The sequence below is a fragment of the Magnetospirillum sulfuroxidans genome, from assembly GCF_018224925.1.
GTDB lineage: Bacteria > Pseudomonadota > Alphaproteobacteria > Rhodospirillales > Magnetospirillaceae > Magnetospirillum > Magnetospirillum sulfuroxidans.
Genome location: NZ_JAGTUF010000001.1, coordinates 204,501 through 228,200, shown reverse-complemented (window position 1 = coordinate 228,200; position 23,700 = coordinate 204,501). Strand labels below are relative to the sequence as shown.

General features: G+C 60.6%; 20 protein-coding genes. 7 read left to right on the top strand and 13 right to left on the bottom strand.

The window, feature by feature from the left end; genetic code table 11:
• Nucleotides 1–9: 9 nt before the first annotated feature.
• The 4 genes from pstB to KEC16_RS01120 form a co-directional block, all read right to left on the bottom strand.
• Nucleotides 10–807 carry a phosphate ABC transporter ATP-binding protein PstB gene (gene pstB, locus KEC16_RS01135; RefSeq protein WP_211545818.1) on the bottom strand — a complete coding sequence of 266 codons (798 nt, stop codon included), beginning with the start codon at nt 805–807 and terminating at the stop codon, nt 10–12.
• Nucleotides 808–817: 10 nt separating this feature from the next.
• Nucleotides 818–2,116: a phosphate ABC transporter permease PstA gene (pstA, locus tag KEC16_RS01130; RefSeq protein ID WP_211545817.1), complete on the bottom strand. Its 1,299-nt coding sequence runs from the start codon at nt 2,114–2,116 to the stop codon at nt 818–820.
• 10 nt (nt 2,117–2,126) lie between these two features.
• A complete protein-coding gene (gene pstC, locus KEC16_RS01125) occupies nt 2,127–3,503 on the bottom strand; it encodes a phosphate ABC transporter permease subunit PstC (RefSeq protein ID WP_211545816.1) in 1,377 nt (458 codons plus the stop codon).
• A gap of 112 nt (nt 3,504–3,615) precedes the next feature.
• The gene (locus KEC16_RS01120; RefSeq protein ID WP_211545815.1) at nt 3,616–4,647 is read right to left on the bottom strand and encodes a PstS family phosphate ABC transporter substrate-binding protein; all 1,032 of its coding nucleotides are present in this window, start codon (nt 4,645–4,647) and stop codon (nt 3,616–3,618) included.
• A 468-nt stretch (nt 4,648–5,115) separates the two neighbouring features.
• Here KEC16_RS01120 and recQ point away from each other — a divergent pair, with 468 nt between their 5' ends.
• Nucleotides 5,116–6,921, top strand: a complete 1,806-nt coding sequence (recQ, locus tag KEC16_RS01115; protein ID WP_211545814.1) for a DNA helicase RecQ — start codon at nt 5,116–5,118, stop codon at nt 6,919–6,921.
• A 54-nt stretch (nt 6,922–6,975) separates the two neighbouring features.
• Here the strand turns inward: recQ and KEC16_RS01110 are convergent, their stop codons facing one another.
• Nucleotides 6,976–8,451: a helicase HerA-like domain-containing protein gene (locus KEC16_RS01110; RefSeq protein ID WP_211545813.1), complete on the bottom strand. Its 1,476-nt coding sequence runs from the start codon at nt 8,449–8,451 to the stop codon at nt 6,976–6,978.
• A 311-nt stretch (nt 8,452–8,762) separates the two neighbouring features.
• Between KEC16_RS01110 and ahpC the strand changes: the two genes are divergently transcribed.
• The 3 genes from ahpC (at nt 8,763) to KEC16_RS01095 (ending at nt 12,835) form a co-directional block, all read left to right on the top strand.
• Nucleotides 8,763–9,326 (top strand): alkyl hydroperoxide reductase subunit C, encoded by a 564-nt coding sequence (gene ahpC / locus KEC16_RS01105; protein WP_211545812.1) that lies wholly within the window; start codon nt 8,763–8,765, stop codon nt 9,324–9,326.
• Nucleotides 9,327–9,431: 105 nt separating this feature from the next.
• Entirely contained in the window at nt 9,432–11,009 is a 1,578-nt protein-coding gene (ahpF, locus tag KEC16_RS01100) for an alkyl hydroperoxide reductase subunit F (RefSeq protein WP_211545811.1), read from the top strand.
• Nucleotides 11,010–11,131: 122 nt separating this feature from the next.
• Entirely contained in the window at nt 11,132–12,835 is a 1,704-nt protein-coding gene (locus KEC16_RS01095; RefSeq protein ID WP_211545810.1) for a methyl-accepting chemotaxis protein, read from the top strand.
• Nucleotides 12,836–12,847: 12 nt separating this feature from the next.
• On the opposite strand, the gene KEC16_RS01090 is transcribed toward KEC16_RS01095, so the two are convergent.
• Nucleotides 12,848–13,714, bottom strand: a complete 867-nt coding sequence (locus KEC16_RS01090; RefSeq protein ID WP_211545809.1) for an alpha/beta hydrolase — start codon at nt 13,712–13,714, stop codon at nt 12,848–12,850.
• A complete protein-coding gene (locus tag KEC16_RS01085; RefSeq protein ID WP_211545808.1) occupies nt 13,711–14,682 on the bottom strand; it encodes an acyltransferase domain-containing protein in 972 nt (323 codons plus the stop codon). The genes KEC16_RS01090 and KEC16_RS01085 overlap by 4 nt, the downstream gene beginning before the upstream one ends.
• 371 nt (nt 14,683–15,053) lie before the next feature.
• Here KEC16_RS01085 and KEC16_RS01080 point away from each other — a divergent pair, with 371 nt between their 5' ends.
• On the top strand, nt 15,054–15,647 hold the full coding sequence (locus KEC16_RS01080; protein ID WP_211545807.1) for a YcjF family protein: 594 nt from the start codon (nt 15,054–15,056) through the stop codon (nt 15,645–15,647).
• A gap of 102 nt (nt 15,648–15,749) precedes the next feature.
• On the opposite strand, the gene KEC16_RS01075 is transcribed toward KEC16_RS01080, so the two are convergent.
• The 6 genes from KEC16_RS01075 to KEC16_RS01050 all read right to left on the bottom strand — a co-directional run bounded on the left by KEC16_RS01075 (nt 15,750) and on the right by KEC16_RS01050 (nt 21,077).
• Entirely contained in the window at nt 15,750–17,270 is a 1,521-nt protein-coding gene (locus KEC16_RS01075) for an eCIS core domain-containing protein (RefSeq protein WP_211545806.1), read from the bottom strand.
• A gap of 124 nt (nt 17,271–17,394) precedes the next feature.
• Nucleotides 17,395–17,994 (bottom strand): NapC/NirT family cytochrome c, encoded by a 600-nt coding sequence (locus tag KEC16_RS01070; protein ID WP_249208618.1) that lies wholly within the window; start codon nt 17,992–17,994, stop codon nt 17,395–17,397.
• A 6-nt stretch (nt 17,995–18,000) separates the two neighbouring features.
• Nucleotides 18,001–18,675: a c-type cytochrome gene (locus KEC16_RS01065; RefSeq protein ID WP_211545805.1), complete on the bottom strand. Its 675-nt coding sequence runs from the start codon at nt 18,673–18,675 to the stop codon at nt 18,001–18,003.
• A 288-nt stretch (nt 18,676–18,963) separates the two neighbouring features.
• Nucleotides 18,964–20,238: an NAD(P)/FAD-dependent oxidoreductase gene (locus tag KEC16_RS01060; RefSeq protein ID WP_211545804.1), complete on the bottom strand. Its 1,275-nt coding sequence runs from the start codon at nt 20,236–20,238 to the stop codon at nt 18,964–18,966.
• 11 nt (nt 20,239–20,249) lie between these two features.
• Nucleotides 20,250–20,558, bottom strand: coding sequence for a c-type cytochrome (locus KEC16_RS01055; RefSeq protein WP_211545803.1), 309 nt, complete (start codon nt 20,556–20,558; stop codon nt 20,250–20,252).
• Nucleotides 20,559–20,714: 156 nt separating this feature from the next.
• The gene (locus KEC16_RS01050; protein WP_211545802.1) at nt 20,715–21,077 is read right to left on the bottom strand and encodes a rhodanese-like domain-containing protein; all 363 of its coding nucleotides are present in this window, start codon (nt 21,075–21,077) and stop codon (nt 20,715–20,717) included.
• Nucleotides 21,078–21,309: 232 nt separating this feature from the next.
• On the opposite strand from KEC16_RS01050, the gene coxB reads away from it, so the two are divergent.
• Nucleotides 21,310–22,116 carry a cytochrome c oxidase subunit II gene (gene coxB, locus KEC16_RS01045; RefSeq protein WP_211545801.1) on the top strand — a complete coding sequence of 269 codons (807 nt, stop codon included), beginning with the start codon at nt 21,310–21,312 and terminating at the stop codon, nt 22,114–22,116.
• The gene (ctaD, locus tag KEC16_RS01040) at nt 22,113–23,696 is read left to right on the top strand and encodes a cytochrome c oxidase subunit I (protein WP_211545800.1); all 1,584 of its coding nucleotides are present in this window, start codon (nt 22,113–22,115) and stop codon (nt 23,694–23,696) included. Before coxB ends, ctaD begins: the two co-directional genes overlap by 4 nt.
• Nucleotides 23,697–23,700: the final 4 nt, after the last annotated feature.

The following is a 23,700-nucleotide window of genomic DNA, read 5'->3' as shown; positions in this document are numbered from 1 at the left end:
GGATCGTCCTCAGCCGAAGCGGCCTGTGATGTAGCCTTGGGTCAGCGGGTGCTGGGGATTGGTGAAAATCTGCTCGGTGTCGCCCACTTCCACCAGCTCGCCCAGATGGAAGAACGCCGTGCGCTGCGACACGCGGGCCGCCTGCTGCATGGAATGGGTGACGATGACGATGGTGAAGTTCTCACGCAATTCGTCGATCAGTTCCTCGACCTTGGCGGTGGCGATGGGATCGAGGGCCGAACACGGTTCGTCCATCAAGATCACCTCGGGGGCGACGGCGATGGCCCGAGCGATGCACAGGCGCTGCTGCTGACCACCCGACAGGCCGGTGCCGGTCTCTTCCAGACGGTCCTTGACCTCGGCCAGCAGACCAGCCTTTTCCAGGCTGCCCATGACGATCTCGTCCAACTCGGCCTGGTCGCGGGCCATGCCATGGATACGCGGGCCATAAGCGACATTGTCATAGATCGACTTGGGGAACGGATTGGGCTTTTGAAACACCATGCCGATGCGGGCGCGCAACTGCACCACGTCGATATTGCGGTCATAGATGTCGTCGCCATCCAAATTCAGCGACCCGGTGACCTGGGCGTTCTCGATCAGATCGTTCATGCGGTTGATGCAGCGCAGAAAGGTGGATTTGCCACACCCCGACGGACCGATCAAAGCGGTGACGTCATTGGCGCGAATATCCAGATCCACATGCTTCAAAGCGTGCTTTTGACCATAAAAGACGTTGACGTCGCGAGCGGAAACCTTGGCCAGACGACGGTCGGCCTGGGAAGGGGAAGCGGTGTTGGCATTCATGGATCACATCCTACCAGCGACGTTCGAACTTCTTGCGAAGCAAGATGGCGGCGACGTTCATCATCGCCAGGAAGAACAGCAGCACCATGATGGCGGCCGAAGTCCGCTCGACGAAGGCGCGTTCCGGGCTGTCCGCCCACAAATAGACCTGCACCGGCAGCACCGCCGACGGGTCCAGCGGGCTGGCCGGAATATCGACGATGAAAGCGACCATGCCGATCATCAGCAACGGCGCCGTCTCGCCCAACGCATGGGCCATGCCAAGGATGGTGCCGGTCAGGATGCCGGGCATGGACAAGGGCAGCACATGATCGGTGACCATCTGCAACTTGGAAGCGCCCAGGCCCAACGCCGCTTCGCGGATCGACGGCGGCACCGCCTTCATGGCGGCGCGGCCGGCGATGATGATGGTGGGAAGCGAAATCAGCGCCAGCACCAGACCACCAACCAGCGGGGCCGAGCGCGGAAAGCCGAAGAAGTTAAGGAAAATGGCCAGTCCCAGCAGACCGAACACCACCGACGGCACCGCCGCCAGATTGTTGATGTTGACTTCGATCAGATCGGTCCAACGGTTCTTGGGGGCGAATTCCTCGAGATAGACCGAGGTCGCCACCCCCAGCGGGAAGCACACCAAAAGCGTGATCGACAGCGAGAAGAACGAACCGACCACCGCGCCCCATAGACCGGCCTGTTCCGGTTCACGCGAATCACCGGTGGTGAACAAGGCGGTATTGAACTTCTTGGCGACGTCGCCGCGTTGTTCCAGTTGGTCCAGCCAGGCCAACTGATTGTCGGTCAGACGGTTGCCTTCGGCCCCGGCCTGGCGCGACACATGCCCTTTCATGGCCATGTCCACATCGTCATCGGCGGTCAGCCAAATGCTTTGCGTGGTCCCCAGCAAGCCAGGATTGGCCACCAGCACCTTGCGCAAGGACACATCGGCCCCCGATGACACCAGGGCGGCCAGCTGACGCCGTTCGGCCCGGCCTTCCACCGCGGGAAACGCCTTGTACATGGCGTTCTTGATGACCTGGCCGTAATTGGCCGCGCCCAGGGCGTCAGCGCTGGGGTTGACGGCATCCACCCCCAGCGTCTCGGCATCCAAGGTCACATCAAGGCGAACGTTGGTTTGCACAAAGGCGGTCAAGCCGTTGCCCAAGATGGTCACCAGCAACATGGCCAGGAAGCCCAGGGCCAAGGCGATGGCCGAGATGCCCAAGGCCTTGAAGCGGCGTTCGGCGGCGTAACGTTGCTTCAGTCGGCCGGCAGCTGCCTGGGTGGGACTGATAACAGCGGTTCTTTCAACCATGGGGACGGCCTCAGTCATATTTTTCACGGTATTTATTGACGATGTGCAGCGCGACGACATTCAGGGCCAAGGTGACGGTAAAGAGCACCAAACCCAGGGCGAAGGCGGCAAGCGTCTTGGGGCTGTCGAATTCCTGATCGCCGACCAGCAAGGTGACGATCTGGGTGGTGACGGTGGTCACCGCTTCCAGTGGATTAGCCGTCAGATTGGCGGCAAGACCGGCGGCCATCACCACGATCATGGTTTCACCGATGGCCCGGCTGGCAGCCAGCAGCACACCGCCGACGATACCGGGCAGCGCCGCCGGAATGACCACTTGGCGGATGGTTTCCGACTTGGTGGCGCCCAAGCCATAGGCCCCCTCACGCAAGCTTTGCGGCACCGCGTTAATGACGTCGTCGGACAGGGACGACACGAACGGAATGATCATGATGCCCATGACCAGACCGGCGGCCAGGGCGCTTTCAGACGCCACCGTCAGGCCGACCTGATGACCGACATCGCGGATGAACGGAGCCACGGTCAGCGCGGCGAAGAAGCCATAGACCACGGTGGGGATACCGGCCAGAACTTCCAGCAACGGCTTGACCACGGCCCGGAACTTCGGCGCCGCGTATTCCGACATATAGATCGCCGACAGCAATCCCAGCGGCACCGCCACCAGCATGGCGATACCCGAAATCAGCAGGGTGCCGGCAAACAACGGTACAGCGCCAAACGCCCCCGAGCTGCCCACCTGATCCGAGCGGATCGCCATCTGCGGGCTCCACTGGACGCCGAACAGGAAGTCGAACAGCGACACCGACTGGAAGAAGCGCAAGCTTTCGAACAGCAACGACATGACGATGCCGATGGTGGTGAAAATGGCCATGGTGGACGCCGCCACCAAGAACACCTTGACCGCCGCCTCGACCCGGTTGCGAGCGCGCAGATCGGCATGGATGCGGCGATGGGCGTAAGCCAGGGCCGCCACCGCCAAGGCCAGCGACGCCGCCGCCACCGAGAAGAACATGGTGGTGCGGATGTTGTTGTAATGCTGGGCGGCATCGCCCACGGCCGGCAGGCTGGGCACATGGCCGTAACGAGCGACGTTGCGAACCTCGTTATAGACCAGCGCCAGGCGTTCTTCCGACAAGCCCTGCAAATCGGCCGGCAACGACGCCATGATCATGCCGTGCAGGATGCTGGGTTCCAGCGCCAGCCAGGCGGCGAGGATGAACACCGCCGGCAGACCGCACCACAGGGCGACGTAATAGCCGTGATAAGAGGGCAACGAGTGCAACAGGCGCGGATTGCCACTGGCCGAGGCCAAGGCGCGGCTGCGGCCAAGGCGATAGCCGAACATCGTCAGCAACAGCAAGACGACCATCAAGGTGAGAAGCTGCATGGGATCCGTCGGGTTGGCGGTTCAGCACCGAAAATGCGGTGCGGGAGCAAGCGGGAAAAGTAACAAACCAAGGAAATGGCGGCCACCCGTCACCGGGCAGCCGCCAGACACATTACATCTTCAGAGCTTCCAGGGCATTGACCTTGGAGGCCTGTTCCTTACGCTCGGTATCGGGCATCGGGATCAGGCCCTTGTCGGCCAGATAGCCGGACTTGCCCCAAGCCTTTTCCGAGGTGTATTCGGCCAGGTATTCCTTGATGCCGGGGATCTGACCCACATGGGCCTTCTTGGCATAAACGAACAGCGGACGCGACACCGGGTACTTGCTGGCAGCGATGGCTTCGAAGGTCGGGGCAACGCCGTCGACCATGGCACCCTGCAGCTTGTCGCCGTTCTGGTCGAGGAAGGAATAGCCGAAAATGCCGAAAGCGTTGGCGTTGGCGTCCAGCTTCTGCACGATCAGATTGTCGTTCTCGCCGGCTTCCACATAGGCGCCGTCTTCACGGATGGACGAGAACACCTTCTTGAAGGCCTTTTCGTCGCTCTTCTTCAGTTCCTTGATTTCCGGGAACGATTCGGCGCCGTGTTCCATCACCAGTTCCAAGAAGGCGTCGCGGGTACCGGAAGTGGGCGGCGGGCCCAGCACTTCGATCTTGCTGGCCGGCAGGCTGGGATCGATCTGATTCCAGGTGGTATAGGGATTTTCGACCAGCTTGCCGTTGACCGGCACTTCCTTGGCCAGGGCCAGGAACAACTGCTTGCGGGTGACGTCGATATGCTTGGCCTTCTTCGAAGAAGCCAGCACGATACCGTCATAGCCAACCTTCATTTCGACAACATCAGCCACGCCATTCTTGGCGCAAGCTTCCATCTCCGACTTCTTGATGGCGCGCGAAGCGTTGGTCAGATCCGGATGGTCCGGGCCGACGCCGGCGCAGAACAGCTTGAAGCCGCCACCGGTACCGGTGGATTCGACGACCGGGGTCTTGAACTTGCCGGCCTTGCCGAATTGTTCAGCCACCGCGGTGGTGAACGGGTAAACAGTCGACGAACCGACAATGCGGATCTGGTCGCGGGCCTGGGCAGCGCCAGCGAAGGAAACGGTCGCAAGGGCGACGGCCGCAACGGCCAGGGTCTTCCTCATAGGTGGGTCCTCCAAATCGTACGAACGAATAGGGCGCGAAATCGGTTGATCTCGTCGGACGCCACTTTAGCCATTCTGTGTTACAGAACCGCGATGGCCGGATGAAGGTTTTATGACAAACGCTGTCACAAAACATTTACGCCAGGCCACACCAACACATTGAAAGTAAACAATTATTATATTGACACGCCGCGATGCAAAGCCGCACCGAGCCCGCGGCGCCCATTGTCACAATTCCCCAACAGCGGGATTTACGCCAGCCGGCGGACATGGTTTGACCGGGTCAAAAGAACCGCCGAGCGGAATCGTCCCGGCAATGGCTTGAGAGGCCCAGGGGCCGATCCCCCCCCACACCCAATGCGGACAATCCGGCTGGGGCGACGCCACAAAATGCCACGGCGGGGATTTCGTGGCGTCGGCGGCAGGCTATGGCTACAATGCCGGCCCGTGCCGTTGCCCCCTCAGGTCATGTCCCCTTCCCTCGCCTCTGCCCGTGCCTGTCTGTCGTCCGTGTTCGGCTTCGATTCGTTTCGTCCGGGCCAGGAAGAAATCATCGCCCCCATCCTGGCCGGCGAGGATGTGCTGGCGATCATGCCCACCGGCGCCGGCAAATCGTTGTGCTATCAATTGCCGGCGATCATCGGCGACGGCCTGACCGTGGTGGTGTCGCCGCTGATCGCGTTGATGCGCGATCAGGTGGCGCAATTGACCAATTACGGCGTGGCGGCGGCGGCGATGAATTCCGCCAACGATTCCGACGAAAGCCGCCGGGTGTTCGACCTGATCCGTCGACGCGAGCTGAAATTGCTGTATCTGGCCCCCGAACGGCTGGCGCGGCCGGACACCGTTGACTTCCTTCGCCGTTCGGGCGCCAACCGGCTGGCCATCGACGAAGCCCATTGCGTCAGTCAATGGGGCCACGATTTCCGCCCGGAATATCTGGCCCTGGGGGAATTCCGGCGCGGGCTTGGCCAAGTCCAAACCATCGCCTTTACCGCCACCGCCGACGCCGCCACCCGTGCCGACATTGCCGAACGGCTGTTCGACACGACGCCGCGCATCTTCATCGGCGGCTTCGATCGCCCCAACCTGATGCTGGCCATGCAGGCCAAGGACAGCCCGCGCCGGCAATTGCTGGGCTTCTTGAAGGACCGCAAGGGCGATAGCGGCATCATCTATTGCAGTTCCCGCGCCGGCTGCGAGGATTTGGCCCAGGGACTGAACGATGCCGGCCACCGGGCCTTGGTCTATCACGCCGGCCTGGACAAGAAAGTACGGGAAAACAACCAAGACACCTTCCTGCGCGAGGATGGCATCATCATGGTCGCCACCGTCGCCTTCGGCATGGGCATCGACAAGCCCGATGTCCGCTTCGTCGCCCACGCCGACCTGCCCAAATCCATCGAGGCCTATTACCAGGAAATCGGCCGCGCCGGCCGCGATGGATTGGCGGCGGAGACGCTGACCCTGTACGGCCTGGGCGATGTCCGCTTGCGCCGTCAGCAGATCGAGGACAGCCAGGCATCCGACGAGCAAAAGCGGGTGGAGCGGCAAAAGCTGAACGCGCTGCTGGCCCTGTGCGAGGCGCCGCGCTGCCGTCGCCAGACCTTGCTGTCTTATTTCGGCGAAACCACCCAGCCCTGCGGCCATTGCGATTTGTGCATCACCGGGGTGCTGTTACGCGACGGCACCGTCGATGCACAAAAAGCCTTGTCGGCGATCTGGCGCACCGGCCAGCGCTTTGGCACCGAGCATCTGGTCAATGTCCTGATCGGCCAAGACAACGACGCGGTCCTGCGTTTCGGCCACGACCAATTACCCACTTTCGGCGTCGGCAAGGAACATAGCCGCGATCAGTGGCGGGCGCTGTTCCGTCAATTCTATGCCGGCGGGCTGATTTCCCAAGACCTGTCCGAGCATGGCGGCTGGCGGCTGACCGAAGCCGGCGGCGAAGTCTTGCGCGGCCGCGCCCGCATCGACGTCCGCACCGAAACCCTGAAGGCCAAGGGCAAAAGCGCCAAGCGGGAAAAGGCGCTGCCGCCGGTGCTGCGCAACGATATCGACCATGATTTGCTGGCGGCCTTGAAGAAATTACGGCGCGAATTGGCCACCGACCAGGGCATCCCCGCCTATGCGGTGTTCCCCGACCGCACCTTGATCGAACTGGCCGCCGAACAGCCGGCATCCTTGGCGGAAATGCGCGGCATTCACGGCATCGGCGAGGCCAAGCTCGACCGCTATGGCGCATTGTTTTTAGAAGTCCTGCTGAGCTAAAACAGCACGCATCCAAATCTCCTGCGCCAAAAGGAGTTTGAATGTCACCGCCCCTTAACGCTTGAGAATTGCCCCCAATACGCCGCGCACGATTTGCCGGCCCAATGACGAGCCGATGCTGCTGGCCAAACTGCGGGCAACCGATTTGACCGCGGCTTCGGTGGTGGTTTCCCGCTGCCGGGGGGCGGCTTTTTTGCCGCTGTTGCGGGTCCAGCCCCCCGCCGCGCTTTGTTTGCCGGTGTCGGCGCTCGGCGCGGGGTCAGTCCGCGCCTTAAGCTTTTCATAAGCCGATTCGCGATCGACGGCTTGGTCATAGACGCCCTTAAGCGGGCTGTTGCCGATGATTTCGCCGCGGTCTTCGTCCGACAGCACCGCCAGCGACGTCGCCGGCGGCGCGATCAAGACGCGCTGCACAATGGACGGTACGCCGTCGCCATCCAGCAACGACACCAGCGCCTCGCCTTTGCCCAGTTCCTGAATGGCCTGGGCTGTATCAAGGCGGGGATTGGGGCGAAATGTCTCGGCCGCCGCCCGGACCGCTTTCTGGTCGCGGGGGGTAAAGGCGCGCAAGGCGTGTTGGATGCGATGGCCCAACTGGCCCAAGACGGTTTCCGGAACATCCAGCGGCGATTGGGTGACGAAATAGATGCCGACGCCCTTCGAGCGGATCAGGCGCACCACTTGCTCGACCTGGGTCACCAATGCCTTGGGCGCGTCATTGAACAAAAGGTGCGCTTCGTCAAAAAAGAACACCAGCTTCGGCTTGTCGAGGTCGCCGACCTCGGGCAGGTTTTCGAACAACTCGGACAGCAGCCACAACAAGAAGGTGGCGTAAAGTTGCGGGCTTTTCATCAATTCGCTGGCGGCCAGGACATTGACCGCGCCCCGGCCATCGGGGGCGATCATCATCAGGTCGGCGATGTCGAGCGCGGGCTCGCCGAAGAATTTGTCGGCTCCCTGGTTTTCCAAGGCCAGCAAGGCACGCTGGATCGCGCCGACCGAAGAGGAGGCGACGGCGCCATAGCGCGCATTCAAATCGGCGGCGTTTTCCGCCACATGATTGATCAGCGCCCGCAGGTCCTTGAGGTCAAGCAGCAAAAGCCCTTCGTCATCGGCATAGCGGAACACCACGTGCAAGACCGCTTCCTGGACGTCGGACAATCCCAATATCCGCCCCAACAAGATGGGGCCGATATCGGAAATGGTCGCCCGAATCGGGTGGCCTTGGCGGCCGAAGACATCCCAGAAAACCACCGGGACATCCTGGGCTTTCCACTCGGTCTTGACCTTGTCGGCGCGCTCGGTAAGACGGGCGGAGGCTTCCCCCGGCTTGGCCAAACCGCCAAGATCGCCTTTCACATCGGCCATGAAGACCGGGACGCCGGCATTGGCGAAACCCTCGGCCAGCAGGCGAAGCGACATGGTCTTGCCGGTCCCGGTGGCGCCGGCGATCAATCCATGGCGATTGCCCACGGACAGGTCCAGCCACAGCTGGTCCTCGGCCGCACCAACCAGAATTCCCTTCGACATCAAGTCTCTCCATTCCTTATGCGGCGCTCTGCCGGATTATAATTATAGAGGCGGGCAATGGAATCGGCCAATGGCGATATTGAGATGGCGCATTTAAAGGCTTAACCGCCTGGAGCGGCGGATAATTTAAAGTTGTTTGGAATTATTCAACTTCGATCATGGCGGAGGCGGGACTATGTTGTCGGGGTCAGGGTGTGTCTGCACATAAATCGGAAAAATCGATTTTTGTCATAAATAAAACTCGTTTCCTCGATATGAGTTTTATCCCTAGGATCCCCCCTGTTCCGAACCCCAACGCTGTGGAGATAGCGATGTCTTTGATCAATACCGAAATCAAGCCCTTCAAGGCCTCTGCCTTCAAGAACGGCAAGTTCTTCGACGTGACCGACGCCGACCTCAAGGGCAAGTGGTCGGTGGTGTTCTTCTATCCGGCCGACTTCACCTTCGTCTGCCCGACCGAGCTGGAGGATCTGGCCGACAATTACGCTGAATTCCAGGGCCTGGGCGTCGAAATCTATTCGGTGTCCACCGACACCCATTTCGCCCACAAGGCTTGGCACGACACCTCGGACGCGGTGAAGAAGATTCAGTACACCATGGTCGGCGACCCGACCGGCACCATCAGCCGCAATTTCGGCGTCATGATCGAAGACGTCGGCCTGGCCGATCGCGGCACCTTCGTCATCGACCCCGAGGGCAAGATCCAGATCGTCGAGATCAACGCCGGTGGCGTTGGCCGCGATGCCAAGGAATTGCTGCGCAAGGTCAAGGCGGCTCAGTACGTCGCGTCGCATCCGGGTGAAGTGTGCCCGGCCAAGTGGAAAGAAGGCGAGAAGACCCTGGCTCCGTCGCTGGATCTGGTCGGCAAGATCTAAGCCTCCGGCGAATTCTTCCCAGCGCGGACCGTTCCGGCCCCGGTTTTCCGGGGCCGGAATGGGACGGGCCGGCGCCCCCCTCCCCCCATCAGGAAAGCCTTTGACATGTTAGAAGAGACTTTGAAGACGCAGTTGAAGGCCTATCTCGAGATGGTCGAGCAACCGATCCAGTTGGTTGCTTCCCTCGATGATGGCGCCAAATCGCTGGAAATGCAGGAATTGCTGGCCGAAATCGCCCAGCTTTCCGCCAAGATCACCGTGGTGCGCACCGATGACGACGCCCGCAAGCCGTCTTTCGCCATCACCCGCCCCGGGTCTGACGTGTCCGTGCGTTTCGCCGGCATTCCCCTGGGCCATGAATTCACCTCGCTGGTGCTGGCGCTGCTTCAGGTCAGCGGCCGCGCCCCCAAGGCCGAGGCCGAGGTGATCGAACAGATCAAGGCGCTGGACGGCGATTACAGCTTCGAGACTTATTTCTCGCTGTCGTGCCAAAATTGCCCCGACGTGGTCCAGGCGCTTAACCTGATGAGCGTCGTCAATCCCCGCATCAAGCACGTGGCCATCGACGGCGCTTTGTTCCAGGCCGAGGTCGAGACCCGTCAGGTGATGGCGGTTCCGGCGATCTATCTTAACGGTGAAGTCTTTGGTCAGGGCCGCATGGGCCTGGAAGAGATCTTGGCCAAGCTTGACACCGGCGCCGCGACCCGCGAAGCCGAAAAGATCAAAGCCAAGGATGCCTTCGAGGTTCTGGTGGTCGGCGGTGGTCCGGCCGGCGCCGCCGCGGCCATTTATGCCGCCCGCAAGGGAATCAGCACCGGCGTGATCGCCGAACGCTTCGGCGGTCAGGTGCTCGACACCATGGCCATCGAGAATTTCATCTCGGTCAACCACACCGAAGGCCCCAAGCTGGGGGCGGCGTTGGAAAATCATGTCCGCGAATACGACGTCGACATCATGAACCTGCAACGGGCCGACAAGCTGATCCCGGCCGCCAATCCCGGCGGCTTGATCGAAGTGCGGCTGGCCAGCGGCGCCTCGGTCAAGGCCCGCACGGTGATCCTGGCGACGGGCGCCCGCTGGCGCTCCATGAACGTGCCGGGCGAGTCCGAATATCGCAACAAGGGCGTCGCCTATTGCCCGCATTGTGATGGTCCGCTGTTCAAGGGCAAGCGCGTGGCGGTGATCGGCGGCGGCAATTCCGGTGTCGAGGCGGCCATTGATCTGGCCGGTATCGTCGCCAGCGTGACCTTGATCGAATTCGACAGTCAATTACGCGCCGACGCGGTGTTGCAGGCCAAGCTGCGCAGTCTGGCCAACGTCACCGTCATCACCTCGGCACTCAGCACCGAGGTGCATGGCGACGGCGTCAAGGTGGTGGGCCTGTCCTACAAGGACCGCAATAGCGAGGAAATGCACCGCATCGACCTGGAAGGCATCTTTGTCCAGATCGGCTTGGTGCCGAATACCGAATGGCTGAAGGGCAGCATTGCGCTCAGCCCGCGCGGCGAGATCGAAGTGGATGCCCGCGGCCAAACATCTCTGCCCGGCGTGTTCGCCGCCGGCGATGTCACCACGGTGCCCTATAAGCAGATCATCATCGCCATGGGCGAAGGGGCCAAGGCGGGGCTGTCGGCCTTTGACCACCTGATCCGCACGCCGGTGGCCGATCAGGCCGCCGCCTGATCGTTCCGCTAGGGTGCCGGTGGCCGGGAGCGACATTTCCAATGTGGTGAAATCAGACGAATGGGACCTACGCTGTTCGTTTGATTTTGACCGCAATTCAATGTGTTGGTGGAATATCGATCATGAACATGCTGAAGAATTTGAAAATCGGAAGCCGTTTCCTCTTCAGCTTCGGTCTGGTGCTGTCGCTGATGATCGTTCTGACCGTCATCGGCATTGATCGCGTCAACCGCATTGAAAGCGATCTCGGCCAGATCAACGACATCAATGCGGTCAAGCAGCGCTATGCCATCAATTTCCGCGGTTCCGTCCATGACCGCGCCATTTCCTTGCGCGATGTCACCCTGGTTGAGACCGAGGCGGATTTGGCGGCGGTTCTCGCCGATATCGGCCGTCTGGCCGGCTTTTATGCCCAATCGGCGCGTGACCTCGACCGCATGTTTGCCGAAGGTGCCGATATTTCGGCCGAAGAACGAGCCATTCTGGCCGCCATCAAGGAAATCGAGGCCAAAACCCTGCCGTTGATCGACGGCGTCATCGCCAGCCGCAAAGCTGGCGATCGCGAACAGGCCGTGGTGGTGCTGATGCGTGATGCTCGCCCGGCCTTTACCCAATGGCTGGCCCGCATCAATCAGTTCATCGACTTGCAGGAAACCAAGAACCAAGCGGTTGCCGCCAGTGCCCGCGCCGTCGCCACAGGCTTCCAGAAAACCATGATCGCCTTGACGGTGGTCGCCGTGCTGATCGGCGCGGTCATCGGCTGGTGGAACGTGGGGTCGGTGCGGCCGTTGCGGGCCTTGACCCAAAATATGCTGAAGCTGGCCAAGGGCGATCTCAGCGTCGAGGTGCCGATGCTCAGCAGTCGCGACGAAGTGGGCGAAATCATCGGCGCCGTCCGTCTGTTCAAAGACAGCATGGTCGAGGTCGAGCAGTTGCGGCAAGAACAAAAACTGGCGGAACATCAAGCTGAAATCGCCAAGAAGGCGGCGATGAACACCTTGGCCGAGGAATTTGAATCCAGCGTCAAGGCCATCGTCCAGGCGGTATCATCGGCTTCCGCCGATTTGCAGGTGACGGCCAAGGGGATGGCCGACACCGCCGTACAGACCTCGACCCAGGCCGGAATTGTCGGTCAGGCCGCCATTGGCGCTGCCGACAACGTGCAAAACGTTGCCGCCGCCGCCGAGCAACTGACCGTCTCCATCGCCGAAATCAGCCGGCAAGTCAGTCAGTCGTCGGACATCGCCGGCAAGGCGGTGGCCGATGCCGGCCACACCAACGACAAGATCGCCCGGTTGTCGGATGCGGCGGAAAAAGTCGGTGAGGTGGTCAAGCTGATCAGCGCCATCGCCAGCCAGACCAATTTGCTGGCGCTCAACGCCACCATCGAGGCGGCGCGGGCCGGCGAGGCGGGCAAAGGATTTGCCGTGGTCGCGGCCGAGGTCAAGAATCTGGCCAACCAGACCGGTAAGGCGACCGAGGAAATCACGGCCCAGATTCAGGCCATCCAGATAGCGACGCGGGAATCGGTTGATGCCATCGCCGCCATCGGCCGAACCATCGGCCAGATCAACGAGATTTCGTCAACCATTGCCCTGTCGGTTGGACAGCAGGACGCGGCCACCGGGGAAATCGCCCGCAGTGTCGAACAGGCCTCGACAGGGACGCGGGCGGTCACTGTCAATATTGACGGGGTCAGCACGGCGGTAACACAGACCGGCACCGCTGCCGGTGCCGTGCTGAGTGCGGCCGAGGACTTGGGTCAGCAATCAAAAATCCTGATGACCCGGGTCGACGGCTTCGTTGCCCGTATCCGCCAAGCCTGATCCCAAGCCGGATCATCGGCGCAAGATAGGGGCGATGAACCTAGCCAGTTCCTCGCCCAAACCTTGCAAATCTGCCGGCCCTTCATGGGTGCTGTCGGCCAGGATGTGCAGTTCGGTGGGCGGATTGGCGCGGGCATGAATGGCCCGTGCCGCCGCGCACGGCACCAGGGTATCGTCGGCGCCATGGCCGATCAGCACCGGGCAGTGGATTTTGCCGATGGTGTTGACCGGGGCGATATGGTCGAAGCGATGGCCGATCACCCGTTCCACATAACGGCAGATCAACCAGCCGAAGGGACGATAGGGGATGTGGGCGCGCGCCAGGGTTTGGCGCATGACCCGCTCGGGGTGATCGAACGCCGACAGGCTGACGATGGCCGCCACGTCGTTGCGACGCGATCCCACCAGCAAGGCCGCCGCGCCGCCAACCGAATGCCCGATCAGACCCAAGCGGCCGGCATCAATGTCGGGCTGGTGTTTCAACCAATCCAGACCGGCCTCGATATCCTCGGCGAAGCGTGGCATCGAGGAAAAGCTGTCCGCGTCGCTTTGACCATGATTGCGCGCATCAAGCAGCAACACCGACAGGCCGGCGCGGTGTAAGGGCGCCGCCAGCGGCAGCAAGGTGGCGGCATTGGCCCCCCATCCATGCATCAGCACGATGGCCGGCGCCGGCCCGGCTGAATCCGCCGCGATCATCCAGGCGAACAGTATCTTGCCGTTGGCGGTGACCACCTGGAGCTGACGATAAGGCAAGGCGAAATCGGCGGGGGTCGCGGTCGGCATTTCGCCCACAATGCGAAAGCCGCGATGGATGGCCCAGCGCAGGCAAAAGAGGCCGGCCAGGAAGACCGCGATCAGAACGGCGATGCCATTCATGCGGCCAGGGCCGCCAGCGTCGCCGCCAGCCGCTTGCCGTCGCCGCCAAAGGGCGACAGCACCGACAGCAATTTCGACGGCGAGTTCGGGCCGAGGCTTTGGCGGAACAGCGCCGCCAGTGTTCCCGATGGGCTGAGATCGACGTAAACCGCGCCGCCTTGGGCTTCCAAGGTGGCGATGACCGGGCGCACGTTCATACTGTCGCGGACAATGCGCCAACTTAAATCAACCGTATCGGGGCCGACGGTGGCGCCGGCGCAGCATGACCACAAGGGCCAGAATGGCGTTTCGCGGCGCTGACCGGCCGCGGCGGCGCGGCATTGGGCCGCGGCGGCATCAATGAAGCGCGAATGAAAGGCGAAGGGCACCGGCAGACGCTGAAAGGCCACCTCCGCCGCTTTCAGTTCCGCTTCAATGCGGGGGAGATCATCGGCCAAGGCCGAAAGGATGAAATGGCCGGCGGAATTGACCCCGGCAATCTCGCTGGTGGCGGTCAGCACGGCCGAGCGGGCGTGCAATTCCGGCGACGCCAACACTGCGATCATTGTTCCAGGCGGGCAGGTGCGGGCGAACAGGGCCGGCTGGTCGGCGATGGCGGTCAACGCCGTTTCAAAGCTCATCATTCCCGCCACCGCCTGGGCGGTGAATTCGCCCAGGCTGACCCCCAGCAGCATGTCGGGGCGCACGTTTTGGTGCTGGAACACCTTGGCCAGGGCATATTGCACCATGAAAATGGCCGGGTGGCTTGCGTGCAGCCGTTCGAACACTTGCCCCGGCCGGCGGTCGTCGCCATAGATTTCGGCCAAGACGGAAAAGCCATGGCGGCGGGCGACGATGGCGTCGCCGACGCCCATCCAATGGCGAAACACCGTGTTGTCGCGCATCAGTTCAGCCGCCATCTGGTAGTATTGCGACCCTTGGCCGGCAAAGCAGAAAATGACGGGAAGCGCGGTGGTAAGGCGGGCCATGGACACATTCCTGGTGGTCCGATCCAGACAGAAGGTTCATTGGCATGAACTGTCTGCCCGGCGAATCGGCCCACAAAATCAATTGTACACGGGGGCGCTCAGATGCTCGGCGCGCCCTCTGAACGAACCCGTGCATCGGGGCGGAAAGAGACGAGGCACGCTACCTGTGTCGCCGCGGCTTGGCAATGTCGAGGCGATCATCTGCGGAGGGAAATATCCTTGTGGTGTCATTCCAGGCTTTTCTTTAGTCGGTTGAAACGGTAGGGTAGCTGGCGTACGGAAGTATTCTGCCTGCTGTCGCAATCCATTTCCCATGTCCTGCCCAGTTCCCTGCACGTCACAGGACGGCAAGGCATAACCGGAGAAACCCCATGGCCGCTCAGTCCGCTGCTCCCGAGGCCCCCGTGCCCGCTCCCGAAACCCTGGCCGTGAGCGCCCCGGTGGCCAATGCCGAGGCTGTCGGACGTGGTCTGGTGGCCGAAAACATGATCAAGAATTACGTCATCGGCTCGGTTGCCGCCGCCATCGTGCCGGTGCCGCTGTTCGACATCGCCGCCGTGGTCGGCATTCAGTTGCGCATGATCCAAAAGCTGTCGGAACTGTACGGCAAGCCGTTTTCCGAAAGCCTGGGCCGCAGCATCATCGCGTCGCTGGCCGGTGGCGTCGTCGGATATGGCGCCGGCATGGTCGTTGCCGTCAGCTTGACCAAGCTGATCCCCGGTGTGGGCTGGATGATGGGCATGGTGTCGTTGCCGGTGATCGCCGGCGGTTCGACCTATGCCATCGGTCAGGTGTTCATGAAGCATTATGAAAATGGCGGCGACATCTCCGACCTGTGCGCCAAGTCCTGGAGCGCGTTCTATCAGGAACAGTTCGAAAAGGGCAAGGAACTGGCGGTGAAAGCCAAAGCCAAGGCCAAGTCCATGAAGGGCAAGGCCGAAGCCGAGATCGCCGACGCCGTCTGATCGCCGGATCGATCCGTCTGACCATAAAAGCCGCCCTCGTCAATGGGGGCGGCTTTTTCATGTTCAGTCGGTCGATGGAATACCGATAGGCTGCAACAAAAATCAAAAAATCGTCATCAGGAATTTTTCGCCCACCCGCAAATTCTGGGAATAGCCGGTGTTATAACGCCACGACGTCGCCGATACCCCCATGGCCACCAGGACACTGGGGACGATCTTCTCGGATACGGTGACTTGCCGTTTGGCGACAATGGACAGTTTTTCTTCCAACAAAGTCTTGATGTACCCACGCACGCCTTCCGGATCAAGGCTCGGATCGATACCCGCGAACTTCACGTCCCTGCGATGATGGAGAAACCCCAAAGTACGCCCCAATTGGGTCCATTTCTTTTTCGCGTTCACATAACGTTTCCTGGCCTTGCTGGTTCTGGCCTTCAATTGCTTAGGCGTCAGGCCCACCATATTGCCATGATTACCCTGCATGGTCACGTAATCGGGGGCATCAAGCGACTTATAGGTGATCTCGGCAAAGTTGGGGACCTTAGCGCTCCAATTATCCTTTTTGAAGATATGGTCAGCGCTATTCTTCGCCGTCAGGTCGCCGAACGCCTTGAAACCGCCGCCTTTATCGGTGAGAACCAGATCCGGCCGGGTCGACCCCAGGTCCATTTGTTCGAACACCAGCGAGTTCTGGGGCAGTACCGTCGGATAAAATGGGGACGAGGGATTGGTGGCCAGACTTTCAACGGCATAGCCAAAATTGGCAGACATCATCTTTGTATTCTTGCCATTCATATAGTCATTCCACGTTTTATTCCAAAGCTTGGTGTGACCATCTAAATCCTTATAAGAGCTCAAGGTCGGGGAACTTAGAACAAAACTATAGGCAGATTCTGTTGATGCCTTGAATGTATTGAAAAATAATTTTGAATCTTTGTAATCCTGCGATCCAACAGGCGAAGTATAGTGCGCATTAACGATTTCTGTATTCATGCGCTGCACGATTCCAGCCACCCCAACAGGCGACGCCCACGCGGCGGCGGGTGGCCCTGGCCGTGCCGGCGCGGCGACACGCTGCACCGCCTTGCCCACGGGATGCCCGGGTGATGGATATGCCGGGGCTGGCGCCCCTGGGCGCGGAACGGCGCAATCTGGAGCCTGGCTGCGCTGGACCGCGCCAACAGAAGGAGGAGAGGGAATGGCGGAAACGCTTGCCGCGCGCATCCCCATGCGCTCGGCCTCGGCTTCGAGCGCCGCATCTTGAATAACCGTCAACCGGCCCGGCAACGATGTTCGAACCCGCCCCGCCCGCTGCTGCAACACATGGGCGATTTCATGGCCCAGCAACCGTTGCCCCACCGGGCGATCCGGCTGATAGTGACCTGGAGCAAAGAAAATATCGGCCCCCGCAGTGAAGGCGATCGCCCCCAGCGCCGAGGCTTGCCGTCCTTCATGGATCCGTACGTCGGATAGATCGGCGCCAAAGGCTTGCGACAATTTCCGTTGCAACACATCCGGAAGCGGGCGGCCACCCCCGCTGGGAAGCACCAATTGCGTATGATCAAGAGAAATTTCTCGGCTGCCCCCAAGCGGCTTGGCGAATTTCCCTTGAATAACCCGCATAGCCCGCCCCCATGCCTTTACCTTGGTCACAATAGGGGAAAGAACACTTTTTTGAAAGTGAACATGCATATATTAACAATCAAAGAGGGATGGCCTTGGCGCCACCCCTCCCCCATCGTTTGCGTCACAGATCATCCTTGGATGACGGTATCTTATGGGCCACACCCTTGTGGCAATTGATGCAGGTCTTGCCTTCCATCGCCGCTTCCGGGTGCTTGAGACGACCGGCCGTTCCTTGCTTGGTCAAGTTCATGGAATCGAACGAATGACAGTTGCGGCATTCGCGCGAATTGCTGTCGGCCATGTATTTCCACACCCGTTCGGCCAGCTCCGGCCGTTTCGCTTCCAGTTTTTCCGGGGTATCGATGGTGCCCTTGATCTCCGAGATGATGTCATTGACCGCCATCACCTTGCGCAGCAGCTTTGGCCCCAAAGTCTTGGGGACATGGCAATCGGCGCATTGCGCATGGGCGCCCGTGCGGTTGATGTAATGGACGCTGTCCTTGTACTCGGCGTAATTCTGCTTCATCGAATGACACGAAACGCAAAATTCGGTGCGATTCGTCCATTCAATGGCGGTGACGAATCCGGCCATGCCGAAGATGCCCAGCGCTACACCGATCCACACCAGCACCGCCTTACGCCAAAAGGCCTTGGCGGCGGGCCGCTTATGACGCCGCGGGTGCGCGGCGCCATCAGAGGCGTTGGGGTCTTGCCCGCTCATTACCGCTTACTTCGGCAAGGTCTTGGTATAGGCGACGATGTCGGCCGAAATACCATGATCGAACGACCGCAGCATGGGCATGGCTTCGGCCGGTTGGCCATTCAACGCCTTGTGCAGCATGGCCGCCGGATAATCCGAGGCCTGCCCCAGCGGCATGCCGGTGCTGACCTTTTTGCCGTCAAGACCATGACAGACCGCGCATAGGGTATTGAAATAAACCTCGCCCTTGGCCGGATTGCCCTTGGATTGATTGGCCGTCAGATCCACATATTTGGCCATGTCGATCTGACCCTTGGACACAAACATGGCCAGATCGTTGGCATCCTTGTCGTTCAGCTTGTCCGGGCCGTAATTGTGGGTCTTGTCGCGCAAGATGGCGACGATGGCCGCTTCCGCCTTGCCCTTGGCGCCGGTGACGCCCTTGACGCCGACCGCCTTGTCGCCGGTGTAATCCCAGCCATGGCAAGCCGTGCACCGCCAGGAATTCTTCACCGATTTACCGGTGTAAGCGGGATGCGTGTCTTCCGGCCGGGTGGATTTCAGTTCCTTGTACCAATTGTCGTACAAGCGGCCACCACGGGCCAGGGTCGATTCGATTTCCGCCGCCGACGCCGCGGTACCGGCCAGCCCGGTCAGCAGGACAACGGCCAAAACGGCCAGGGAATAAAGACGCGTGAGCATGTGGACGAAGCCCCCTCTTAGACGTGTTGCCGAGCCTGTCGGGCGGGTATCCCCGCCTCGCTTTTGTGCAAACTCTAATATAGATAAATAACAATATATGTCGCAACAGATAAATAAGAACAATCGCATACACAAGAAATAATGAATTTGCCCAAGCACCCCCAATCACCATCATCCTAAATGAAAGGAGAGGTGTGCATGATACTTCAACAAAACATGGGTAAATTCTGAACAAACCATGGTCACCCCCACTTTCGCCGGAGTGACCATGGTGAAATACTGTGACGATTAAGCCCAGCTATCCTGACAGATGCTTTGGTACCATCCAGCGGCGAAATCCGCTTCCTTTTTGCGGAACTGATAATTCGCCCCCAGCGGACTGACGCCGCCCGAACCGGGAACCGAAGCGATCTTGCCGTCCTTGACTTGGAAAACGGCCGCCACCGAGATACCGTAATCGGGCGCCACCAGCGAATAGCAGGTGTTGATGGCCGACAGCGGCAACGGCTTTTCCCCCTTCAGCAAGGCGATGATGGCGGCGGCGCAGACCTTGGCCTGGGACGAGGCGGAATACCCCGATTTCGGCATATCGCCGGCGATGGCGGCATCCCCGATGACATGGACATTCTTGGCCAAGGTCGATTCGAAGGTGTTGGGATCGACCGGGCAAAAGCCCGATTTATCGGCCAAGCCGGCGCTGATGGCGATCTGGCCGGCGCTTTGCGGCGGAATGATGTTGGCCACCGCCGGCTTGAACTTCTCGAAATCGGTTTCGACCGTGCCATCCTTGGCGTTGACCTTGCTGACCTTGCCATTCTTGGCCGCCGGCACCCATTCAATGATGTCGTCGTACATCTTTTCCCAGCCTTCCTTGAACAACTTGTCCTTGGCGAAGGCATCCTTGGCGTCGAGAATCAGCAGCTTTGATTTGGGCTTGTTCCGCTTCAAATAGCTGGCGATCAGGCTGGCGCGCTCGTAGGGGCCGGGCGGGCAACGGAACGGATTTCCCGGCGGGGCGATGACCACCAGACCGCCATTGGGCATGGCTTCCAACTGCTTTTTCAACAGCATGGTCTGCGGGCCGGCCTTCCAGGCATGCGGCATGATCTCGGCCGCCGCCGCGTCGTAACCTTCGATGGCATTCCATTTGAAATCGATGCCCGGCGACACGATCAGCCGGTCATATTCAAAGGTCTTGCCACCTGCGGTCTTAACCACCTTGGTGGCCGGATCGATGGCAATCACCGTATCGGTGAACACCTTGACCCCGTACATGCTGGTCAATTTATCGAACTTGCGCTCGATGTAGGACATGTCGTTCATCCCGACGACGACAGTGTTCGAGAACGGGCAGGTGAAATGAGTCGGCGCCGCTTCGATCAGAGTGACGTCGAGGGTGGGATCATAGCGCTTGAGGTATTTGGCAGCAGTGGCGCCGCCAAAGCCGCCGCCGACGACGACGACGCGGGGGCCGCTGGAACAGGCCGACAGGCCACCGGCCAAGGTCAACGCACCGGCCGCGCCCAGCAGACCGTTGAAGGTCCTGCGAGAGATATTGGTCATGGCGGTTCCCCTTATTTCTTGCGGCTGGCGAAATAATCGGCGATGGCGTCCAATTGTTCGACGCTATATGCCTTGGCGATACGGTCCATGACCGTCGCTTCGCGGGCGCCCGACTTAAAGTCGTGCAGCACTTTTTTCAGCTCGTCCGCTTTCTTGCCGGAAAACGCCGGCATGCCGCCGATACTGTGGCCATCGGTACCGTGGCAACCGGCGCAGCTATCGGCCATCACCGTGACGGCATCCGCCGCCGACGCGGCCATCGGCGCCGCCGCCAAAGCGAACGCAAGACATAGTCCGGGCGTAGTGAGGAATCCCCTCATGACGTAACCTCCTCCCTGATTTTCATTTTTACGGTTATATTAGGGAAAACTACCAGTCCGCGTCGGGGTTGACAATAGCGTCAACCTGCTGCAATGCGGCAGAATTCCTTGCAAATTCAGGGATAAGGAAACTATTCCGGTCGGTGTTGCCTGGCCTTATTCGACGGGCAAGCCCATCGCCCGCCAGCCCATGATGCCGCCATCCATGCGATTGATCTCGCCGGTATAGCCCGCCGCCACCGCCTTGGCCGCGGTCATGCCGCAACGCTGGCCCGAGCGGCAATGGAAAACCAGCTTGGCGCCTTCGGGAATGGCCGGCAATTGCGACACCTCGAAGGTGGAGAGCGGCAGATTGATGGCGCCCTTGATGCGTTCGGCCGCGTGTTCGTTGGTCTCGCGCACATCAATAAGGACAACCTGCCCGGCATCAAGCCATTCCCGCACCGTGGCCGGCGACACCATGTGGACATTGCCGGCCTGACCGCCGCCGAACATGGAGCCGAACAGACGATTCATCATGCTTTTATTCCTAATTTCCATAGGGGCATTCTTTAGTCACCCCTCATATTATAACCCCCGCAAGGCTTTGCAAGCCCCCCGACTTCGCAGCGCACCATTTTAATTTTGAAAAAAAAGTCATCGGCAGGGCTTGGTGCGGCCTCTCCGCACCCCCACTGTTAATATTAATTCGCACAAACAGCAAAAAGAGAGCGCGAACGGTATTCAGGCGAAGTCGCAGGGAGGCGCCCGCATGAGACGTTTGGCATCCGTGGCAGTCACGGCCGGGATGGGCTTGCCAGCCCTTGCCCTCGCCGATCAGCCCATCCCGTGGGCAACCAATTTCCAGCCCGCCGCTTCGCCGACGATGGAGCACATCGGCGAATTATCCACCATTTTGAACGTGGTCATCATCGCCATCATGGTGCTGGTCACCGCGCTGCTGGCGTGGTGCATGTGGCGCTACAATGCCCGGCGCAACCCGGTTCCGGCGCAATGGTCGCACAACACCTTTATCGAGATCGCCTGGACCGCCATTCCGGCCCTGATCTTGCTGGTCATCGCCCTGCCCTCGTTCCGGCTGCTCTATTTCATGGACCGCACCCAAGAAGCCGAGATGACGCTGAAAGTCACCGGCCATCAATGGTACTGGTCCTATGACTACCCCGATCAGAACCTGCAATTCGACGCCATGATCGTCAGCGACGACGAATTGCAGCCGGGCCAGTTGCGCCTGTTGACCACCGACAGGGAAGTGGTCTTGCCGGTCGGCGTGCCCATCCGCGTGCTTTTGACCGCCGACGACGTCATTCATTCCTGGGCGGTGCCGTCGCTGGGGGTGAAAACCGACACCGTCCCCGGCCGGCTGAACGAAACCTGGATCCGCATCGACCGCCCCGGCACCTATTACGGCCAGTGCTCGGAACTGTGCGGGGTCAATCACGGCTTTATGCCGATCATGATCCGAGCGGTGGAAAAACAACAATTCCATGCCTGGGCCGACGAAACCCGCGCCCGTTTCGCCCAATCCCAGCAAAAGCCCAAGGGGGGCAAGTCATGAGCGACCAACACCTCGCCGCCCCCAGCGGCATACAGCGATGGCTGTTTTCCACCAACCACAAAGACATCGGCACCCTGTATCTGGGCTTTTCCATCCTCACCGGCCTGATCGGCGGGGCCATGAGCATCTTTATCCGCATGGAGCTGCAAAGCCCCGGCATCCAGTTTCTTGACGGCGATTACCAGCTCTACAACACCATTCTCACCGCCCATGGCGTCATCATGGTGTTTTTCGTCGTCATGCCGGCACTGATCGGCGGCTTCGGCAATTGGTTCGTCCCCTTGATGATCGGGGCGCCGGACATGGCTTTCCCCCGCATGAACAACATCTCGTTTTGGCTATTGCCGCCGGCATTCGCTTTGTTGCTGTTGTCGGCGGTATCGGGGGCTGGGGCCGGCACCGGCTGGACATTGTATCCGCCGTTGTCGGTCACCGGCCACCCCGACGCTTCGGTCGATTTCGCCATCCTCGCCCTGCATCTGGCGGGGGTGTCGTCGATCCTGGGGGCCATCAACTTCATCACCACCATCTTGAACATGCGGGCGCCGGGAATGACGTTTCACCGCATGCCGCTGTTCGTCTGGGCCATGCTGGTCACCGCGGTGCTGTTGCTGCTGGCGGTGCCGGTGCTGGCCGGCGCCCTGACCATGGTGCTGACCGACCGCAATTTCGGCACCGGTTTCTTCAACCCGGCCAATGGCGGCGATCCGATCTTGTACCAGCATCTGTTCTGGTTTTTCGGCCACCCCGAAGTCTATATCATGATCCTGCCGGCCTTCGGCATCGTCAGCCACATCATCGCCACCTTCTCGAAAAAGCCGGTCTTCGGCTATCTGGGCATGGCCTATGCCATGGTCGCCATCGGTGCGGTCGGCTTTGTCGTTTGGGCCCATCACATGTTCACGGTGGGATTGAACGTCAACACGCGGGCCTATTTCACCGCCGCCACCATGGTTATCGCCGTCCCCACCGGCATCAAGGTGTTCAGTTGGATCGCCACCATGTGGGGCGGCTCGATCGAGTTCAAGACCCCCATGCTGTGGGCCACCGGCTTCGTCTTCTTGTTCACCATGGGCGGCGTCACCGGGGTGGTGCTGGCCAATTCCGGCGTCGATATCGCCCTGCACGACACCTATTACGTCGTCGCCCATTTCCACTATGTGCTGTCCTTGGGCGCCGTCTTCGCCATCTTCGCCGGTTTTTACTATTGGATCGGCAAGATGAGCGGGCATCAATACCCGGAAGGCTTGGGAAAATTGCATTTCTGGCTGACCTTCGTCGGCGTCAACCTGACCTTCTTCCCCCAGCATTTCCTTGGCCTCGCCGGCATGCCGCGACGCATTCCCGATTACCCCGATGCCTTCGCCGGCTGGAATTTCGTCAGCTCCATCGGCGCTTATATCGCCTTTGCCGCGGCGCTGTTGTTCGTGGTGGTGGTCTGGCGCACTTTTGCCGCCGGCGCCAAGGTCCAGGCCAATCCCTGGGGCAGCGGCGCCACCACGCTGGAATGGACGGTCAGTTCGCCGCCGCCGCTGCATTCCTTCGACAAGATCCCCCATATCGGCCAAGCGGCGGAGTAAGACC

What these genes read in the sequence shown, in the direction of transcription:
- pstB (WP_211545818.1), bottom strand. Translation starts at nt 807, where the DNA reads ATGAATGCCAACACCGCTTCCCCTTCCCAGGCCGACCGTCGTCTGGCC.
- pstA (WP_211545817.1), bottom strand. Translation starts at nt 2,116, where the DNA reads ATGGTTGAAAGAACCGCTGTTATCAGTCCCACCCAGGCAGCTGCCGGC.
- pstC (WP_211545816.1), bottom strand. Translation starts at nt 3,503, where the DNA reads ATGCAGCTTCTCACCTTGATGGTCGTCTTGCTGTTGCTGACGATGTTC.
- KEC16_RS01120 (WP_211545815.1), bottom strand. Translation starts at nt 4,647, where the DNA reads ATGAGGAAGACCCTGGCCGTTGCGGCCGTCGCCCTTGCGACCGTTTCC.
- recQ (WP_211545814.1), top strand. Translation starts at nt 5,116, where the DNA reads ATGTCCCCTTCCCTCGCCTCTGCCCGTGCCTGTCTGTCGTCCGTGTTC.
- KEC16_RS01110 (WP_211545813.1), bottom strand. Translation starts at nt 8,451, where the DNA reads ATGTCGAAGGGAATTCTGGTTGGTGCGGCCGAGGACCAGCTGTGGCTG.
- ahpC (WP_211545812.1), top strand. Translation starts at nt 8,763, where the DNA reads ATGTCTTTGATCAATACCGAAATCAAGCCCTTCAAGGCCTCTGCCTTC.
- ahpF (WP_211545811.1), top strand. Translation starts at nt 9,432, where the DNA reads ATGTTAGAAGAGACTTTGAAGACGCAGTTGAAGGCCTATCTCGAGATG.
- KEC16_RS01095 (WP_211545810.1), top strand. Translation starts at nt 11,132, where the DNA reads ATGAACATGCTGAAGAATTTGAAAATCGGAAGCCGTTTCCTCTTCAGC.
- KEC16_RS01090 (WP_211545809.1), bottom strand. Translation starts at nt 13,714, where the DNA reads ATGAATGGCATCGCCGTTCTGATCGCGGTCTTCCTGGCCGGCCTCTTT.
- KEC16_RS01085 (WP_211545808.1), bottom strand. Translation starts at nt 14,682, where the DNA reads ATGGCCCGCCTTACCACCGCGCTTCCCGTCATTTTCTGCTTTGCCGGC.
- KEC16_RS01080 (WP_211545807.1), top strand. Translation starts at nt 15,054, where the DNA reads ATGGCCGCTCAGTCCGCTGCTCCCGAGGCCCCCGTGCCCGCTCCCGAA.
- KEC16_RS01075 (WP_211545806.1), bottom strand. Translation starts at nt 17,270, where the DNA reads ATGCGGGTTATTCAAGGGAAATTCGCCAAGCCGCTTGGGGGCAGCCGA.
- KEC16_RS01070 (WP_249208618.1), bottom strand. Translation starts at nt 17,994, where the DNA reads ATGAGCGGGCAAGACCCCAACGCCTCTGATGGCGCCGCGCACCCGCGG.
- KEC16_RS01065 (WP_211545805.1), bottom strand. Translation starts at nt 18,675, where the DNA reads ATGCTCACGCGTCTTTATTCCCTGGCCGTTTTGGCCGTTGTCCTGCTG.
- KEC16_RS01060 (WP_211545804.1), bottom strand. Translation starts at nt 20,238, where the DNA reads ATGACCAATATCTCTCGCAGGACCTTCAACGGTCTGCTGGGCGCGGCC.
- KEC16_RS01055 (WP_211545803.1), bottom strand. Translation starts at nt 20,558, where the DNA reads ATGAGGGGATTCCTCACTACGCCCGGACTATGTCTTGCGTTCGCTTTG.
- KEC16_RS01050 (WP_211545802.1), bottom strand. Translation starts at nt 21,077, where the DNA reads ATGATGAATCGTCTGTTCGGCTCCATGTTCGGCGGCGGTCAGGCCGGC.
- coxB (WP_211545801.1), top strand. Translation starts at nt 21,310, where the DNA reads ATGAGACGTTTGGCATCCGTGGCAGTCACGGCCGGGATGGGCTTGCCA.
- ctaD (WP_211545800.1), top strand. Translation starts at nt 22,113, where the DNA reads ATGAGCGACCAACACCTCGCCGCCCCCAGCGGCATACAGCGATGGCTG.